Origin of the sequence: Nocardioides soli (assembly GCF_014191495.1) — a bacterium.
Taxonomy (GTDB): Bacteria; Actinomycetota; Actinomycetes; order Propionibacteriales; family Nocardioidaceae; genus Nocardioides; species Nocardioides soli.
Map to the genome: position 1 here is coordinate 1123852 of NZ_JACHWR010000002.1, position 15514 is coordinate 1139365.

Here is a 15514-nt window from a genome sequence, read left to right on the forward strand (position 1 = left end):
GCTCAACCGGGCTGCCGGGATCGGCTGCGGGTTGCCTGCTTTGGGAGCGTACGAGGAGACGCGCGTCACGTCCTAACCATATGGCAGGCTGCGCACCCCGTTGTAGGCGAGGCTTGCCTAACCTTAGCAGCGCCCTTGTTCTCAAGACGTAGGAAGACCACTCCCGTTATGCCCAAGACCTCACGCCGGCTCACCGTGCACCCGCCGACGCTGCGCCAGGTCGAGGTCGTCCGGATGGCCGATCTGACGCCGGGGATGCGGCGGGTCACGCTAGGTGGCGAGCAGCTGCGCGCGTTCACCTCGGCGAACGGATTTCCGCAGCCGGCGTTCGAATCGTCCGGCTTCGACGACGACATCAGTCTGGTGTTCTGCTACCCCGGCCAGGACGTCCCGGTACTGCCGGTGCAGGAGGAGCACCGCCTGGACCTGCGTAGAGATCCCCGACCCCTGTCGAGGACCTACACCGTGCGTCGGTGGGATCCGGAGTCGGGCGAGCTCGACGTGGACGTCGTCAAGCACGGCATCGGGGTGGGCGCCACCTGGGCCTACCGCGCCGAGATCGGCGACCGCATCCACTTCTACGGCCCCTCCTCGTCGCGGGCGCTGCCCCGCGATGCGGACTGGCTCCTTGTCGCCGGTGACGACACGGCGATCCCGGCGATCGCCCGCCTGCTCGAGGACCTCCCGGACGACGTGCGGGCGCAGGTGTTCATCGAAGTCGCCGAGGACGGCCACCGGTTGGAACTGCGAACGCTGCCGCACGTCGAGGTCACCTGGCTGGTACGCGACGGCGCCGAGGCGGGCACCACCACCCACCTCGTGGATGCCGTCAAGAACACCGACTGGTGGGACGGCCGACCGTTCGCCTGGGTGGCCGGGGAGCGCACCGCCGTGCGGGACCTGCGCCGCCATCTGGTCGAGGACCGGGGAGTGCGGAAGGAGGACGTCGAGTTCTCCGGGTACTGGCGTCGCGGCGAGGTCGTCGTCCTGGAGACCGACGGCGCCGTGCCCGACCCCGATAAGACGAAGACCCCGTTCGAAAAGGTTCACGACCTGACCGAGCTGATCCGTCCGATCGCGATCCGTACCGCCGTCGAGCTCGGCGTTCCCGAGCTGATCTCCCGCGGCGTCACCAGCGTGCCGGACCTTGCCGTCAAGGCCGATGCCGACGAGCGGGCACTGGGCAAGTTGCTGCGCTACCTGCAGACGATCGACCTCCTCGCCGAGACCGAACCCGGGAACTACCGCCTGACCTCCCTGGGTGAGGTGTTGACCGTCGACTTCTTCGCCGACGCCCTGCACTCGACCGGGGTGGTCGGTCGGGAGGCACTCGGCATCCATGGGCTCACCGAGTCGATCCGCACGGGCCGTGCCGCCTATCCCTCCGTCACGGGTCAGACCTTCGCCGAGGTGCGCACCTATCAGGACTACGAGGACCGCTACCTCGAACGCCTGGCCGGGTTCGCACCCGCACTGGCCCTGTCGATCGCCGAGTCCGACCTGCTCACCGGGGCCCGGCACGTGGTGATCCACTCCGGCAGCGCGGGCGTCCTGGCCGGTGAACTCGTCGCCGCCCACGACGACCTGCGCGTGACGATCTGCGCCCTGCCCGCCCAGGCCGACTGGTTGCACCGCGACCTGCCCGACACCATCCCCGACGAGGCGCACCGCGCGCGGGTCAGCGTGGTCGAGCAGTCCGTCTTCGAACCCAGCCCCGCAGCGGACTTGGTGCTCGTCAGCCGCGCCTTCAAGTCCCTGCCCGACGCCGATGCCACCCACGCGCTGCGCCGAGCGGCCGAGAACCTCCTCCCCGGTGGCCGCGTGCTGCTGATCGAGGAGACCTTCGACACCGACGACCTCGACGAACACGACGGCGAAGCCGACCTGCTCGCCCTCACCGTCCACGGCTCCGGCCTCCGCACACCCACCGAGCTCGACACCGTGATCACCAAAGCCGGGCTCTCTCGGAGCACCAAACACACGGTCGGGTGGGGCACCACCGTCCACGAACTCGTACCAGCTGACACCCACTGACCCCACCACCCAAATAAGAGAAAGCAGAACACCGCATGACCACGACACCCCTGAGACGGCGCGGCGCGGCCCTGGTTGCCGCACTCCTGAGCACTACGCTCGTCCTCACCGCCTGCGGCAGTGACGGTGACGACGCTGACGACACCGGCGACCCGACCGCCCAGACCCGCACCGTGCAGGCCGACAACGGCACGATCGAGGTTCCCGCCGACCCGCAGCGTGTCGCCACGATCGGCAACACGACACTGCCGTTCATCGACCTCGGAGGGGAACCGATCGGCGTCACGGAGGAGTCGGCCACCAATGTCGCACGGCTGCCCGAGGACCAGCAGGCGACGTACGCGTCAGCCAAGATCCTCGCTACCAGCGCCGACGAGGTCGACCTGGAGGAACTCGCAACCCTGAAGCCGGACCTCATCCTGGTCCAGATCCCCGATGCTGAGTTCGAGGCGATCGAGAAGCAGTTGGAGCTGATCGCCCCGACCGTGTTCTTCGGGCTCGACGCCGAGTGGAAGGCCCTCGCTGACGGAATCGCGGATGCCGGCAACGTGGCGGATGCGCTCAGCCAGCAGAAGAAGGAGTTCGGGGACAAGGTCGCGAAAATCCAGGAGACCTACGGCGAGGTCATCGACGGCACCTCGTTCGTCGACATCTCCCGCGGGGACTTCAACGATCCCGGAACGTTCTACATCGCGGACATCGGTTGCTCCGAGATCGCCCGGGACGAAGTCGGCCTGGACCTCCCTGAGGCCGCAGAGGGCGCGGACCCCTTGGCCTACGAGTCCCTGTCGTTCGAGCAGATCGGTGAGCTGTCCAAGTACGAGGTGATCACCTACCCTGTCGACGCCGAGGGCCAGCCGACCGAGCCCTTCGTGCCGGTAGTCGAGAGCAACACGTGGAAGGCGCTGGATGCTGTGAAGTCCGGTCGCGCACTCGGAGTCTTCTGCCCCGGCAACAACTCCTATGGCGCCGCGATCCGCTACCTCGACTCGCTCGACAGCGCCTTGGCGACCCTCCCAGCCGAGGAGTGACCGCCCTCGCTCTGAGGCAAGACGGTCCGGGCACCTCGGCGGTGCCCGGACCGCGTCGTCGGCTGCTCGGCCTGGCCGTCGCGCTGGCGCTGCTGGCGGTACTGCTGGTCCTGAGCGTCATGATCGGATCGACGTCGATCGCGCCGTCAGTGGTGTGGGATGCGCTGTTCCACTCCTCGTCCGGCATCGACGAGTTCGCGATCCGCGACTACCGGCTGCCGCGCACGATCGTGGGCCTGGTCGTCGGCGTCGCGCTCGGCCTGTCGGGCGCGTTGATTCAGGCGCTCACCCGCAATCCACTGGCCGATCCGGGCATCCTCGGCGTCCATGCCGGTGCGTCCTTCGCGGTGACAGTGGCTGTGGGACTGCTCGGCGTCCGCGACGTCCAGGGCTACATGTGGTTCGCGTTCGCAGGGGCGCTGATTGTCACGCTGATGGTGCTCGCACTCGGGTCGACGCGGCAGGGCTCCTCGCCGGTGGTCCTCGTGCTCGCCGGCGTCTGCATCGGCGCGGTTCTCGGCGGCGCCAGGGAGGCGCTCCAGCTGACCAACCCAGAGGCCTTCGACGCGATGCGGTACTGGAACGCCGGCTCGGTCGTGGGTCGACCGCTCGATGTGGTGTGGCCGATCCTGCCGTTCTTCGCGGTGGCGCTCGTCCTCGCGTTCGCGGCGTCCGGACCGCTCAATGCCATGGCTCTGGGTGACGAACTGGCGGCCGCCCAAGGGGTCCAGTTGGTGCGCACCCGGGCTCTCTCGGTGCTCGCCCTCACCCTGCTTGCCGGTGGAGCCACCGCGATCGCCGGCCCCATCGGATTCGTCGGGCTCATGGTGCCGCACGTGGCTCGCTGGATCGTCGGCCCGGACCAACGCTGGATCTTCGCCTACAGCATCCTTCTCGCCCCGAGCCTGCTCCTCGTCTCCGACATCCTTGGCCGCATCGTGATGCGACCGAGCGAAATCCCCGTAGGTATCGTCACCGCCTTCGTCGGCGCCCCCGTTCTGATCGCGCTGGCGCGACGGAAGAAGGCGAGCGGACTATGAGCGCAGACAGTCCGCGGGTCGACTTCGGGCATCGGGTGCTGGTGCTGCGACGCCGGCGGTTCGCCGTACGCCTCGACCGGCGCTCGGTCATTGTTTGCGCGGTACTCGCGGCCGCGGTCGCCTGCATGGCGGTGCTTGCGCTGATGACCGGCTCCTACCACCTCAGCGCCGCCCAGGTCGTCTCCGCGCTCGCCGGCGGCGAGTCCGAACTGATCCATGCCATCGTGGTCGAGTGGCGGCTACCCCGAGTCGCCGCGGCGGTGGTGTTCGGCGCTGCCCTGGGGGTCAGCGGAGCGGTCTTCCAGTCCCTGTTGCGCAACCCGCTCGCCGACCCCGGCATCATCGGATTCTCCCAGGGCTCCTACACCGGCGCGCTGATCGTGATCCTGGTCGTCAACGGCACTTACCTGCAGCTGGTCGGCGGGGCGTTGCTGGGCGGGATGGCCACCGCAGTGGCCGTCTACATGCTCGCCTACCGGCGAGGGGTGCAGGGGTTCCGGCTGATCATCGTCGGCATCGGGGTCTCGGCGTTGCTCGGGTCCCTGAACACGTGGCTGATGATCAAGGCGGACCTGGATCAGGCGATGGCCGCCGCTGCGTGGGGTGCCGGGTCGCTCTACGGGGTGTCCTGGAGCCAGGTGCTTGTCGGCGGCGCCTGCGTTCTCGTGTTCCTGCTGCTGGCGGGAATGTTGAGCCGGCCGCTGCGGCAGATGGAGCTGGGTGACGACGCGGCCGCCTCGCAAGGGATTCGCGTCTCGCCCGTACGCCTCGGCCTGATCGTGGTGGGCGTGGCGCTGACGGCGACGGTCACAGCCGCGTCGGGGCCGATCGCGTTCATCTCCCTGGTCGCCCCGCAGATCGGACGCCGACTTGCCCGAACCGCCGGGATCACGCTCGCTCCCGCCGCCTTCGTCGGTGCGTTGGTGTGCCTTGCGGCGGACTACCTCGCCCAGCACGTCGCACCCACCCCACTGCCGGTCGGCATCGTCACCGTCGTGCTCGGCGGCGGCTACCTCGGATACCTGCTGTTCACCGAAGCGAGGAGACGCCTGTGAGCGCAACGACCGACCCGACCGGCACTGCTCGCCTCCACGTGGAGTCGGCGACAATCGGCTACGACAAGCGGGTCATCTCCGAGCACCTCTCGGTGGCGATCCCCGACGAGTCGTTCACGGTCATCGTCGGGCCGAACGCATGCGGCAAGTCCACCCTGTTGCGTGGCCTGTCCCGACTACTGAAGCCATCGGCTGGGCAGGTCGTCCTCGACGGTGCCGACATCAACTCCTTCAAGACCAAGGAGGTGGCGCGGCGGGTCGGGCTGCTGCCGCAGACCTCGATCGCCCCAGACGGGATCACAGTGGCCGAACTGGTGGCCCGGGGCCGATATCCGCATCAGGGGTTCATGCGGCAGTGGACCGAGGCCGACGAACAGGCCGTGTTCAGGGCCATGCACCAGACCGCGGTCAACGACCTGTCCGGTCGTCTGGTGGACGAGCTGTCGGGTGGCCAGCGGCAGCGGGTGTGGGTTGCGATGGCGCTCGCGCAGCACACCGACATCCTGCTCCTCGACGAACCGACCACCTTCCTCGACATCACTCACCAGATTGAGCTGATGGAGCTCTTCACCGACCTGCACCTCGTCGGCCACACCCTGGTCGCCGTACTGCACGACCTGAACCAGGCTGCTCGCTACGGCACCCACCTGATCGCCATGAAGGACGGCCAGGTTGTCGCCGAGGGCGCTCCGGACGAGGTTGTCACGGCCGAGCTGGTCGAGGAGGTGTTCGGTCTGCGCTGCCTGGTGGTGCCCGATCCGGTGGCCCGGAGCCCACAGGTGGTACCGCTCGGCCGCGAACGAAGCCGACCGAAGTCCGTTGGCGATGCCGCCCACGCTCTCGCTCGGAGGGAGGAGACGTTGTGAGCCCAACGATCAATCCGTTCGTCGAGAAGCTCCTCACCGGTGAGTGGAGTCCGGAAAGGTTCAAACGGCATCTCAAGGAGATGGGTGCCCCGCTTGTCGAGGAGGCCTCGGCGGGCGAGGTGGAGGTGACGTTCGTCGACGAGCCGGGGGACGACACGACAGTCACCATCTCGGTCGTGATCGGTCCCAGGATCGGCCTCAACGCGATCGACACGGAATTCTCGGCGGTGCCAGGGACGCCGTTGCGGACCCTCACCCTGCGGATGCGCTCCGACCTGCGCTTCTCGTACGTCTTCACGCGACGTGGTCCAAAGGGGGAGGAGGAACAGGTGCCGGACCCATTCAATCCGCCCCCCAGGTTCTCTGAGTGCGCGGTGGAGAGGTTCTCCGGAGCCTCGGTGACGGTGCTGCCCGATGCCGCGCCGTTGCCCGGTCTCGATGAGGCCGAGGCGCAGCCGGCCCCTGCCATCGATACCGCCGTGCTGGCAAGCGAGATCCTGGGCAACGAACGCCGCATCTGGGTCTCGATGCCCCCCGGTGAGTTCTCGGACCGGAGCGCACTGCCGTTCGTGATCCACCTTGACGGAACGCCGGACCACAGCGCACCGAGCGTCCGCGACGCCCTGGTCCGGGCGGGACTGATCCGGCCCTGCGTGGTGGTACTCCTCGAATCGCTCGGACTGCAGCGCTACGCAGAGCTGCTCTGCGATCCGGCGTTCTCCCGGATGCTGGTCGAGGAGCTGGTGCCCTGGCTGCGCGATAGGTATCCGCTCTCAACGGACCCGTGCGACGTGGCACTGGCCGGTGAAAGCTACGGCGGGCTGTGCGCCGGATGGACCACGCTGCATCACCCGACGACGTTCGGCAACGCCATCCTCCAGTCCCCCTCGTGCGGGTACCACCCCGACCTCACGTGGGGCACCGGCGCCGGCGAGCTGCTGCGCCGTTCACCCGTCCCGACGCTGATCGCCGACTTCCTGGCCGCAGAGACCGCACCGGTCCGCGTCTTCCACGATGTCGGCGAACTGGAGGGCTCAATCACCCACAGCCGCTGGATGGACCACGTGCTCACCGAGAAGGGCTATGACACCAGGTACCGGGAGTTCGCCGGCGGGCACGACTACGCCTGGTGGCGCGGACTCTTCGCCGACGCCCTCCTCTGGTGTTTCCCGCGCCATGCAGAGTGATCCGGCAGGGCTCGGCCGCGGACCGCTGACCCGCTGGCTGCCGGTGCTCCTGCATGGCCCCGCCGAGCCGGCGGAGGCGCCGACCTTCGAGGTCGGGAGGGTCACGGCGGACCGTTTCCTGCTCCGCGTGATCGGGTCGGTGAAGCGAGTCACCGTCCCGGCGATGCTGGCGGCGATCGTGTGGCAGGTGGGCGAGTCGGCAGTCCCGGTGGTCATGGGCCTGGCGATCGACCAGGCCCTGGCGACCGGGAACGCCGGGCGGCTCGCGCTGTGGCTCGGCGTGCTCCTGGCCCTGTACGTCGCGCTGACCGTGGCGGCCAGGCTCTCGAACCGTCTCACCGCCTATGCGGTGCAGCTGCTGCAGCACCGGCTCCGGAGCACCCTGTCCACGGCTGTGCTGCATCCGGTCGGCGGTGCCGCCCGAGCGCCGGACGGCAGCGTCGTCTCCGTGATGACCAGCGACGTAGCCCGGCTGGCCAACGCGGTGATCCTGCTGGTCATCCCGATCTCGCGGATCGCCGCGATCGCTTTCATCGCCACATCGTTGCTGGCGACCCATTGGCCGCTCGGACTCGTCGTGGTGGTGGGCGCTCCAGTGGCAGTCTGGATGATGGGCGTGCTCAGCGAGCGGCTCTCGCACGACACCCGGGAGTACCAGGGCCTGCTGGCCTCCACGGTCGGACAGGCTTCGGACCTGGTCGCCGGCTACCGGGTTGTCAAGGGGGTGCGCGCCGAGGCCGAGGCAACCCGGCGGTACCGGGCGGCCAGCCAGGACACGCTCGTCGGCGCCCGGCGCAACGCCGGGCTGCTAGGTCGATTCCTCCTGGGATCGGGCGTGGTCAGCGGCACCTTCGTCGCCGCCGTGATGGGTCTGGCCGGCTGGTTCGCCGTGGACGGTCAGCTCAGCGTCGGTGAGCTGATCGCCGCGGTCGGCCTCACCCAGGCGCTGCTCCCGCAGATCCAGTTCATCGCGAGCACCTCCATCCCCAACCTCGCCGGAGCCCGAGCCTCGTCGGCGCGCCTCCTCGAGCTGCTCCAGGGAAATGCCGCCCGCACCCGCCGTCCCGACGTCACTCGCCGGGCCGTCGCGCCACTGTCCGCCGGCGCGGCACCGCCCGTGCTGGACCTATCCGCGCGCGGTACGACGATCCGAGTGGAGCCCGGCGAACTCGTGGGCGTACATGCCGACGACCGGACCGCCGCCCGCATCGTCGAGGCGCTGCTAGACCCCCGCCTCGACGACGGGGTCAACGACGGCGTCGATGACGGCGTGCACACGCGACTCGACGGGATCGCGGCAGGCGAGATGTCCCCGGCGGCGTACCGCTCGAGGGTGACCGTCGCCCCGCATCGCGCCACCCTGTTCAGCGGCACACTCCGCGACAACCTCGCCACCCCCACCAGCAACGCCGGGCCCGAGTTGCTGGTCGCCGCCCTCGCGGCCGCCGCGTGCGACGACTTCACGGACGATCTCGACGTCCCGGTCGGCGAGGGCGGCAACCGCCTCTCCGGCGGCCAGCGGCAGCGGGTCGCACTCGCCCGTGCGCTGGCGAGCGATGCGCCGGTGCTCGTGCTGCACGACCCGACCACCGCGGTCGACTCGGTCACCGAACAGGCGATCGCACGACGGCTGCCCGGCGTACGCGCAGGCCGCTCGACCCTGCTGATCGCCAGCTCCCCCGCGCTGCTCGGCTGCTGCGACCGTGTCGTCGACCTGCTGGACACCGCACCCGTGCCGGCGAGGGCGACGCGATGAGCGACGCCGATACGGCGACCGGGACCTTGCCACCCGAGGGCGGATTTCCCGTCGCGGACGGCCGTGCGACGGCCGCCGAGGTCTGGAGGCTCAGCCGCGGCCACCGGCTCAAGCTCGTCGCGGTGGCGGCGTTGGGGATCGTCAGCACCGCCGTGGATCTGATCCCGGCCGTCGCCATCGGGCTGCTCGTCGATCGCGTGCAGGACGGGACCGCGGGCCTCGGCACCGTACTGACCGCGACAGCGGTCATGGCGCTCTCGGCGGTCCTCGGCACGGCAGGTACCGCGCTGACGATCGTCCTGGGCACCCGGACCTACCACACCATCCTGGCCGCACTGCGTGAGCGGCTGGTGGAACGCGCGCTCACCCTCCCGCAGCACCTCGTCGAACGAGCCGGCACCGGAGACCTGATCTCCCGCTCGAGCGACGACGTCACCGCCGTCGCGGATGCCGCTCCCGCCGTGATCCCGGTGCTCACCGTCACGGTGTTCACCATTGTGGTGTCGCTGGGCGGGCTCACCGCACTGGAGTGGCCCTACGCGGCCGCCCTCGCCGTCGTACTGCCCGTCTACGCCGTCGCGCTCCGGTGGTACCACCGGGCCGGCCCGCAGGCGTACCGCGCCGAGCGAGCGGCGATGAGCACCCGCGCCCAGCAGATCCTGGAGTCCCAGCGTGGCTACGAGACCGTCCTCGGCTTCGGGCTCGCCGAGCAGCGGCATCGTGCTGTGCTGACGACGTCCTGGGCTGTCGCCTTGCAATCGATGCGGGCACGCACCGTACAGAGCATGCTCAGCGGCCGCCTCAACCTCGGCGAGTTCCTAAGCCTCGCCGCAGTGCTCGTCGTCGGGTTCGTCCTCATCGAGCGTGGAGACTCGAGCGTCGGCGGCGCCACCACCGCGATGCTGCTCGTTCTGCGCCTGCTCGGACCGCTCAACCAGCTGCTGCTCGTGTTCGACACCCTCCAGTCCGCCCTCGCGTCGTTAAGTCGCATGATCGGCGTCCTCACGGTCCCCGACGCGAGCGAGCCGACCGCCACCGCGGTGTCGGGCACTGCGATGGCGGGCACTGCGGTGGCCGGCACCGCTGTCCGGCTCACGGACGTCACCTTCAGCTACGACCACGGTCCCCTCGTCCTCGACGACATCACACTGGACCTGCGCGAGCACCAGCACGTAGCCGTCGTCGGCGCCTCAGGAGCCGGCAAGACCACGCTCGCCGCCGTGATCGCGGGCATCCACCCTCCAAACACCGGCAACGTCGCCAGACCCGGTCACGTCGCCGTGATCACCCAGGAGGTGCACGTGTTCGCGGGGACCGTGCGCGCGAACCTCACCCTCGCCGCCCCCGGCGCCACCGACCGCGACATCCGCGCTGCGCTCGACGCCACCGGTGCTGCGGGCCTGCTCGCCCGGCTGCCCGACGGACTGGACACCGTCGTCGGCACCGGCGGGCACCCGCTCACCGACGCCCAGGCCCAGCAGCTCGCCCTCGCGCGGGTGCTGCTCGCCGACCCAGAGCTGGCCGTCCTCGACGAGGCCACCGCTGAGGCCGGCTCCGCCGACGCCCAGCAGCTGGACCGCGCCGTCCTCGCCGTCCTGGCGGGACGGGCCGGCCTGGTCATCGCGCACCGGCTCTCCCAGGCTGCCAGCTGCGACCGGATCGTGGTGATGGAGCACGGCCGGATAATCGAATCAGGAACCCAAGATGAACTGGTTTCTGCCGGCGGCGTGTACGCCGGGTTGTGGGCAGCGTGGGTGTCCGGGCGGTGAAACGGCCATGCTCATGCGCTTTCTCAGGTCCGTCGTAGGCCACCCTCCCGGCCTCCCCTCTGCGGCGTCGGCGCGCATGGAGTCGGTCGACACCGTCGAGGCCGCCCACGGGCACTGTCCCTTTCAAGGCGGGCGGCTGCTGAGCGGATCGGTTCCGGATGAGGAACCACAAACGGTGAACGCCAGAAGGCCATCCTGGGCCCGACAACCCGGCGGACGTCCCATAGGAGCCGTCCGAGTTCCGTCACCGGGACGGGGGCCTCTTGCGACACACGCACAGCGGCCAGTGAATCCCGTTACCGGGACCTTCCGTTCCGGTGTTCCGCGGGTGCCGACTACGACAGGTTCCGCTGCCCACGGGGCGCGACAGGTTCAATCCCGACACCAGACTTGACTAATGAACGATTCCGAGCAACCGCACTCGGACGTCCCGGCCATTGGGAGTGGTGACCTCGACCGTGTCACCGTCCACGACGTAGGCGACGACGCCGGGTGTCCGCTTGCCGGCGGCCACGGAGTCGGCGCCCGCGCCATCGAACAGGGCGCCGCTGGACGCGATGCCGCCGACGATGCCCCGTACGCCGACGAGGACCACCAGTGCCACGATCGCCAGCGACAGGAGCCGGACCGGCTTGCTCGCGATCATCGGCCCCCTCCTCCCGTGGTTGGCGCGATCGGGCTCGACGATCCCGCTGCCCGCGCCGCAGAGGTCGTGCCGGGTGAGGGCGGTCGCAGCGCCGGCCGATCCGTCGACGATGGCGGCCCGGCCGCGGTGCCCGGCTTCTCCGCGCTCCGGTCGCGCTTCTGGTCGTCCAGCAGCTCGAGGAGGTCGCCGGCCTCCGAATCGGCATCCACCGAGAGCGCGCGGGCGTGCAGGCCCAGCCGCTCCGCGTCGAGGAGGGCCCGCTTCTGCTCCCAGGCCGGCAGCACGCCGCTGGCCTCGAAGGCCTCGTGCTCGCGCACGTAGGCCTCCTGGCGTGGCGTAAGTGGCTGACCGGGAACGATCGGGCCACACCCGATCGCCTCCGCACTCGCGACGAACCGCGGGTAGGCGACCTGGTGGTCGCGCCACCTCGCCCGGAACTCCACCAAGTGCTGACGAACCTCGTCAGGCACCGCGCGCGCGATCGCTTCGACTTCTGTCCACGGGACCACCTCGACCGGGTTGTGCCAGGAGTCGTCGACGCCGAATCCGAGGCCATCGGCCGTGCCCACGCTCCGCTCCCCGTCTCGAGGTCGCGGCGGCGCGTCGGCCGACCAACCCGCGTCACGGACCTGGACGACCTCAGCCGGGTTGATCAGGATCGAAGTCAATGACCATCCCGACCACGATCTCAGCGGCTCGTGCTGACGCCGTCGCCCAATCACAACCCTCGGCCGGTTCAGCATCACGCCACCTCGGCCTCGGCACCCGCAACAGTGGTGCGGCCCTCGTCCATGCCGTTGTCGGGCTCGTTGTCGTCTGTGGTGAGCTGGCGCAGCCGACGGACCGTCGCCTGGTCGAGTCTGGTCAGCTGCATGACGTCCTTGACCGCGAGCCGCTCCGCGAGGAGCCGCTCGATCGCGGCCGCGGCCGCGATCTCCGCATCCGTGACCGCCTGCTCGGCCTGCGCCCTGTTCTCCCAGGCGACCTCCACGTCGACCGACGCCTCATCGATGCGCCGCTCCCGGGCCAACTGATCCGGGTCCAGCTTCAGCCGCCGCTCCCGCGCCGCCTTCAACCGGGCATCCCGAGCCCGATCCCTCGCTGCCTGAGCCTGCGTCGCCTTCCCCATCGGGGATCACCTCTTCCTTGGTTCGGAACGGCGCGGAATCCACCGCGACCCCTTCACAAGCAAGAAGCAACCTCGACCGACCCAGATCGGACACCTTCCGCTCGCCGCAGCTCGGACCCGGACCAACCCGGACCAGCCCGGACGGGGCCGGGCCGGACAGTGAACGGCCTCCCAGACTCTCGAACGCCAACCTCGCAGTTGACATAACCCGGGTAAGTACACGATCCGTAGGCAGGTTCAACCTTCGCTGCATCTCGACATGGGGTGGCCCGGTGGGCACGGCAACCCGTTCGGCCGATCCTTTTCCGGCTCTTTCGCCGATGGTCTGGTGAGCGGCCTCACCGGCTCTGACCTGCGGGTTTTGCGTTTGGTGAGCGGCTTGGTGAGCGGTCACCGGGCGGGTGCGGGGGTGTGGTGATCGCCGTGGTGAGCGAGGTGGTGAGGGGTCGGTTCTGCAGTGGGCGGGTTCCTGTTCGCTCTGCTCTCGGAGGACCGCCATGTCGGCCAGTCACCCCGCCCACGAAGTCACTATCGGCACCGCATCCCAAATCCCGAACCCACGCCTGTCGTGGAGCGACGGCCAGCACCGGCGGCGCAAGGCCCAGAGTGCCCTGGCGACCTCAGTCATCAGCAGCTTGGAGGGGTCCGGGAAGTGGACCGAGTGGCAGCAGGTCGAGCCCCGGCTGGCCGGGTTCGCCAGCCTCGAGGAAGCACGCGAAGGATGGCGTCGACGCGACAAGCGCTGCTATCAGGTGGTGGCCGGCCTAACCGCCCTCGGGTCCCGGCGCGGGGGCGACGACGACGACGCCGCGCTGGCAGTGGCGGTGCTGCTCGAGGACGGTGTGAACCGGGTAGCCATGACTCTGGCCGACGTGTGCGAGATCGACGACGTCAACGCCACGGTGTGGGAGGAGGTCAAGGGAGCCGAACCGCAGGTGGGCTGTCACGCCGCCACCTACCTGCTGCGCCGCGCCCGGCAGCGACTGAGCCGCCCGGCCGCCGGTATGGTCTCCCGGATCGACACGACGTCCCTGGACGCACGGACCGAGACGAACAACTCGTTGGTGCTCGGCAGCCATACCGACGGCGCAGGCCGCTCGGATCAGGACCGCGACCTGATCCTCGCGGTCCCCGACGTCGAGGACCCGGTCGAGGACCTGGCCGACCTGCTCATCTGGGCGCGCGAGGTCGGCGTGATCGACACCGAGCAGATCGACCTGCTCGTCGAGCTCCTGGCCGCCGAGAACGACGGCCTCGCTCGCGAGGAGGCGCAGCGGGTCGTCGGCGAGCGCCATGGCGTCGCGATGCGGACGATCCGGCGTCGCCGCGACCGCACCGCCGCGCGGCTGCGGGACGCCGCCCCGAGGTACCTGGCCGCCATCGCCTGAGCACCTCGCTCAGCATTCTCGAAGAACCTCGCCGCGCCCTGTCCGATCCGGACAGGGCGCGGTTGCTTCTCCAAACATGAGCGAGCAGGCACACACCGCAGTCACCGTCCCCGAGCCGACCCCCGAGGTCGCCGCGCAGCTGCTGGACGTGGTGGCCGACCACAGCGTCGACCACGCGCTGTCCGACATCGAGCGGATGATTGCGCGTCTGCGCGCCGACGCCGTCGAGGCCGCGGAGGCACGCGAAGTACTCCGCAACACCCCCGCCGCCGTTCTCCGTGAAGCGCTGCGGCTCCGGGCAGCAGCCCGGATTGGGGCGACCCGATGAGCACCCGCACCGCGACCCGGTACTCCACCCGCGAGCTGCGGGCTGCGGCCGCCGCCTTGGCGGCCGGCACGTTTGCCACCCCGCCCACGCGACCCGCGACATTGGAGACGGCCGAGGGCCAGAACCCGCGGGCGACCCTCGAGGCGACCGCCACGACCGAGGGGGAGCGTGACCGTGCCCCCCGTGGCACCGGCTACACGCCGAGCCCGGGCGCCACGTCGGCGGTGTCGACGGGGGCCGGGCCGCTGGTGCGGGTGCGTGCCGCCAACGCTGGCGCTGGGGCGTCGACGATCGCCCTCGCCCTGGCCGATGTCGCAGACGCCGCGGGTATCCGCACCCGTGTGCTTGATGCCGCCGCTCCGGCGTGGTCCGGACTGCTGGGCGCCACGGTCACCGAGCTCGGCGCCGCTGAGGGATGGCGCCGCGGCCGCCGCGGCGACGGAGTGCTGATCGACCGCGTCGAGGACCCGGTCCGGGTCCCCGGGGAGGTGCCCAGCCCGAGGTCGGTGGACGGCGTCGACCTGACGGTTCTGGACGCCGGCTGGTCGATGCGTGAGCTCGCCGCCTCCGGGGCGGGTTCCTGGGTCGCCACGACGCCGGCACGGGCGGAGGTCCTGGTGACCCGGCCGCATGGACTGGCGCTGAGCCAGACCGAGGCGGCGCTGGCGGACCTCGAGGGACAGCTCACCCGCGACGGGGTCGTGGTCGTCGTCGTGGGCGCGGCCCGCTGGAGCGACCGCGAGTTCGCCCCCGCCGGCCGGCTGCTGCGCGCAGTTCGACAGCAGGAGGCCGTTCTGTTCGCGCCGCTGCTGCCCGCCAAGGCCCTGCCGGGTCTGGGCCCCGACCCGCTGCCCAAGCAGCTCACAAGCCCCTCCCAGCGCCTGCTGAAGCGGATCATCACCATCACCGGCCCGCTGACGGCGAACCGGACCTGAAAGGAAAGAAGGAGAAGAAATGATCGTCGAGACCATCTCGGAGGTCGCCATCCAGATCGCGGCCGCCGGAAACATCAAGGCCGAAGGCGTCGGCGACGTGTGCGCTCAGGCCCCGACCGGAGTCAAGCCGTACGTCAACGACATCCTCGGCTGGGTCAAGTACGGCGTGATCGCCATCATCATCGGCGCCGGCTTCGCCTCCGCGGGGGCGCTGATCGTGGGGAAGTTCGGCCAGATGGGCCGGGCCGCTCAGATCGGCGCCTCGGGGCTGTTCTGGACCGTGATCGGCGCGATCGCGTTCGTCTGCATCTACGCCATCCTCAACGGCATCGTCGGGAACGGCTGCTGAC

General features: G+C 70.0%; 15 protein-coding genes. 12 read left to right on the forward strand and 3 right to left on the reverse strand.

Going from position 1 to position 15514, the window contains the following annotated elements; translation table 11 throughout:
- Positions 1 to 168 precede the first annotated feature (168 nt).
- The 8 genes from FHU40_RS15770 to FHU40_RS15805 all read left to right on the forward strand — a co-directional run bounded on the left by FHU40_RS15770 (position 169) and on the right by FHU40_RS15805 (position 10738).
- Positions 169 to 2034 carry a siderophore-interacting protein gene (locus tag FHU40_RS15770; protein ID WP_183593228.1) on the forward strand — a complete coding sequence of 622 codons (1866 nt, stop codon included), beginning with the start codon at positions 169 to 171 and terminating at the stop codon, positions 2032 to 2034.
- Between the two features lie 173 nt (positions 2035 to 2207).
- Positions 2208 to 3065: an ABC transporter substrate-binding protein gene (locus FHU40_RS15775; RefSeq protein WP_221199858.1), complete on the forward strand. Its 858-nt coding sequence runs from the start codon at positions 2208 to 2210 to the stop codon at positions 3063 to 3065.
- The gene (locus FHU40_RS15780; RefSeq protein ID WP_343057885.1) at positions 3062 to 4105 is read left to right on the forward strand and encodes a FecCD family ABC transporter permease; all 1044 of its coding nucleotides are present in this window, start codon (positions 3062 to 3064) and stop codon (positions 4103 to 4105) included. Before FHU40_RS15775 ends, FHU40_RS15780 begins: the two co-directional genes overlap by 4 nt.
- Positions 4102 to 5160 (forward strand): FecCD family ABC transporter permease, encoded by a 1059-nt coding sequence (locus FHU40_RS15785; RefSeq protein WP_183593230.1) that lies wholly within the window; start codon positions 4102 to 4104, stop codon positions 5158 to 5160. The genes FHU40_RS15780 and FHU40_RS15785 overlap by 4 nt, the downstream gene beginning before the upstream one ends.
- A 92-nt stretch (positions 5161 to 5252) precedes the next feature.
- Entirely contained in the window at positions 5253 to 6026 is a 774-nt protein-coding gene (locus FHU40_RS15790) for an ABC transporter ATP-binding protein (protein ID WP_343057886.1), read from the forward strand.
- Positions 6023 to 7213: an alpha/beta hydrolase-fold protein gene (locus FHU40_RS28335; protein WP_183593231.1), complete on the forward strand. Its 1191-nt coding sequence runs from the start codon at positions 6023 to 6025 to the stop codon at positions 7211 to 7213. The genes FHU40_RS15790 and FHU40_RS28335 overlap by 4 nt, the downstream gene beginning before the upstream one ends.
- Positions 7203 to 8969 (forward strand): ABC transporter transmembrane domain-containing protein, encoded by a 1767-nt coding sequence (locus tag FHU40_RS15800; protein WP_183593232.1) that lies wholly within the window; start codon positions 7203 to 7205, stop codon positions 8967 to 8969. The genes FHU40_RS28335 and FHU40_RS15800 overlap by 11 nt, the downstream gene beginning before the upstream one ends.
- The gene (locus FHU40_RS15805; RefSeq protein ID WP_183593233.1) at positions 8966 to 10738 is read left to right on the forward strand and encodes an ABC transporter ATP-binding protein; all 1773 of its coding nucleotides are present in this window, start codon (positions 8966 to 8968) and stop codon (positions 10736 to 10738) included. Before FHU40_RS15800 ends, FHU40_RS15805 begins: the two co-directional genes overlap by 4 nt.
- Positions 10739 to 11132: 394 nt before the next feature.
- Here the strand turns inward: FHU40_RS15805 and FHU40_RS15810 are convergent, their stop codons facing one another.
- The 3 genes from FHU40_RS15810 to FHU40_RS15820 are packed head-to-tail and all read right to left on the reverse strand — an operon-like array spanning position 11133 to position 12459.
- Positions 11133 to 11384 (reverse strand): hypothetical protein, encoded by a 252-nt coding sequence (locus tag FHU40_RS15810; RefSeq protein WP_183593234.1) that lies wholly within the window; start codon positions 11382 to 11384, stop codon positions 11133 to 11135.
- Positions 11381 to 12127, reverse strand: a complete 747-nt coding sequence (locus tag FHU40_RS15815; RefSeq protein ID WP_183593235.1) for a hypothetical protein — start codon at positions 12125 to 12127, stop codon at positions 11381 to 11383. Before FHU40_RS15815 ends, FHU40_RS15810 begins: the two co-directional genes overlap by 4 nt.
- Positions 12127 to 12459, reverse strand: a complete 333-nt coding sequence (locus FHU40_RS15820; protein ID WP_183593236.1) for a hypothetical protein — start codon at positions 12457 to 12459, stop codon at positions 12127 to 12129. The genes FHU40_RS15815 and FHU40_RS15820 overlap by 1 nt, the downstream gene beginning before the upstream one ends.
- A 689-nt stretch (positions 12460 to 13148) precedes the next feature.
- On the opposite strand from FHU40_RS15820, the gene FHU40_RS15825 reads away from it, so the two are divergent.
- From FHU40_RS15825 to FHU40_RS15840, 4 genes are all read left to right on the forward strand, one after another.
- The gene (locus FHU40_RS15825; RefSeq protein WP_246390615.1) at positions 13149 to 13901 is read left to right on the forward strand and encodes a hypothetical protein; all 753 of its coding nucleotides are present in this window, start codon (positions 13149 to 13151) and stop codon (positions 13899 to 13901) included.
- A gap of 76 nt (positions 13902 to 13977) precedes the next feature.
- A complete protein-coding gene (locus FHU40_RS15830) occupies positions 13978 to 14229 on the forward strand; it encodes a hypothetical protein (RefSeq protein ID WP_183593238.1) in 252 nt (83 codons plus the stop codon).
- Positions 14226 to 15164 (forward strand): hypothetical protein, encoded by a 939-nt coding sequence (locus FHU40_RS15835; protein WP_183593239.1) that lies wholly within the window; start codon positions 14226 to 14228, stop codon positions 15162 to 15164. The genes FHU40_RS15830 and FHU40_RS15835 overlap by 4 nt, the downstream gene beginning before the upstream one ends.
- Positions 15165 to 15183: 19 nt before the next feature.
- Complete coding sequence (locus FHU40_RS15840) at positions 15184 to 15513, forward strand: hypothetical protein (protein ID WP_183593240.1); 330 nt, start codon at positions 15184 to 15186, stop codon at positions 15511 to 15513.
- Position 15514 lies beyond the last annotated feature (1 nt).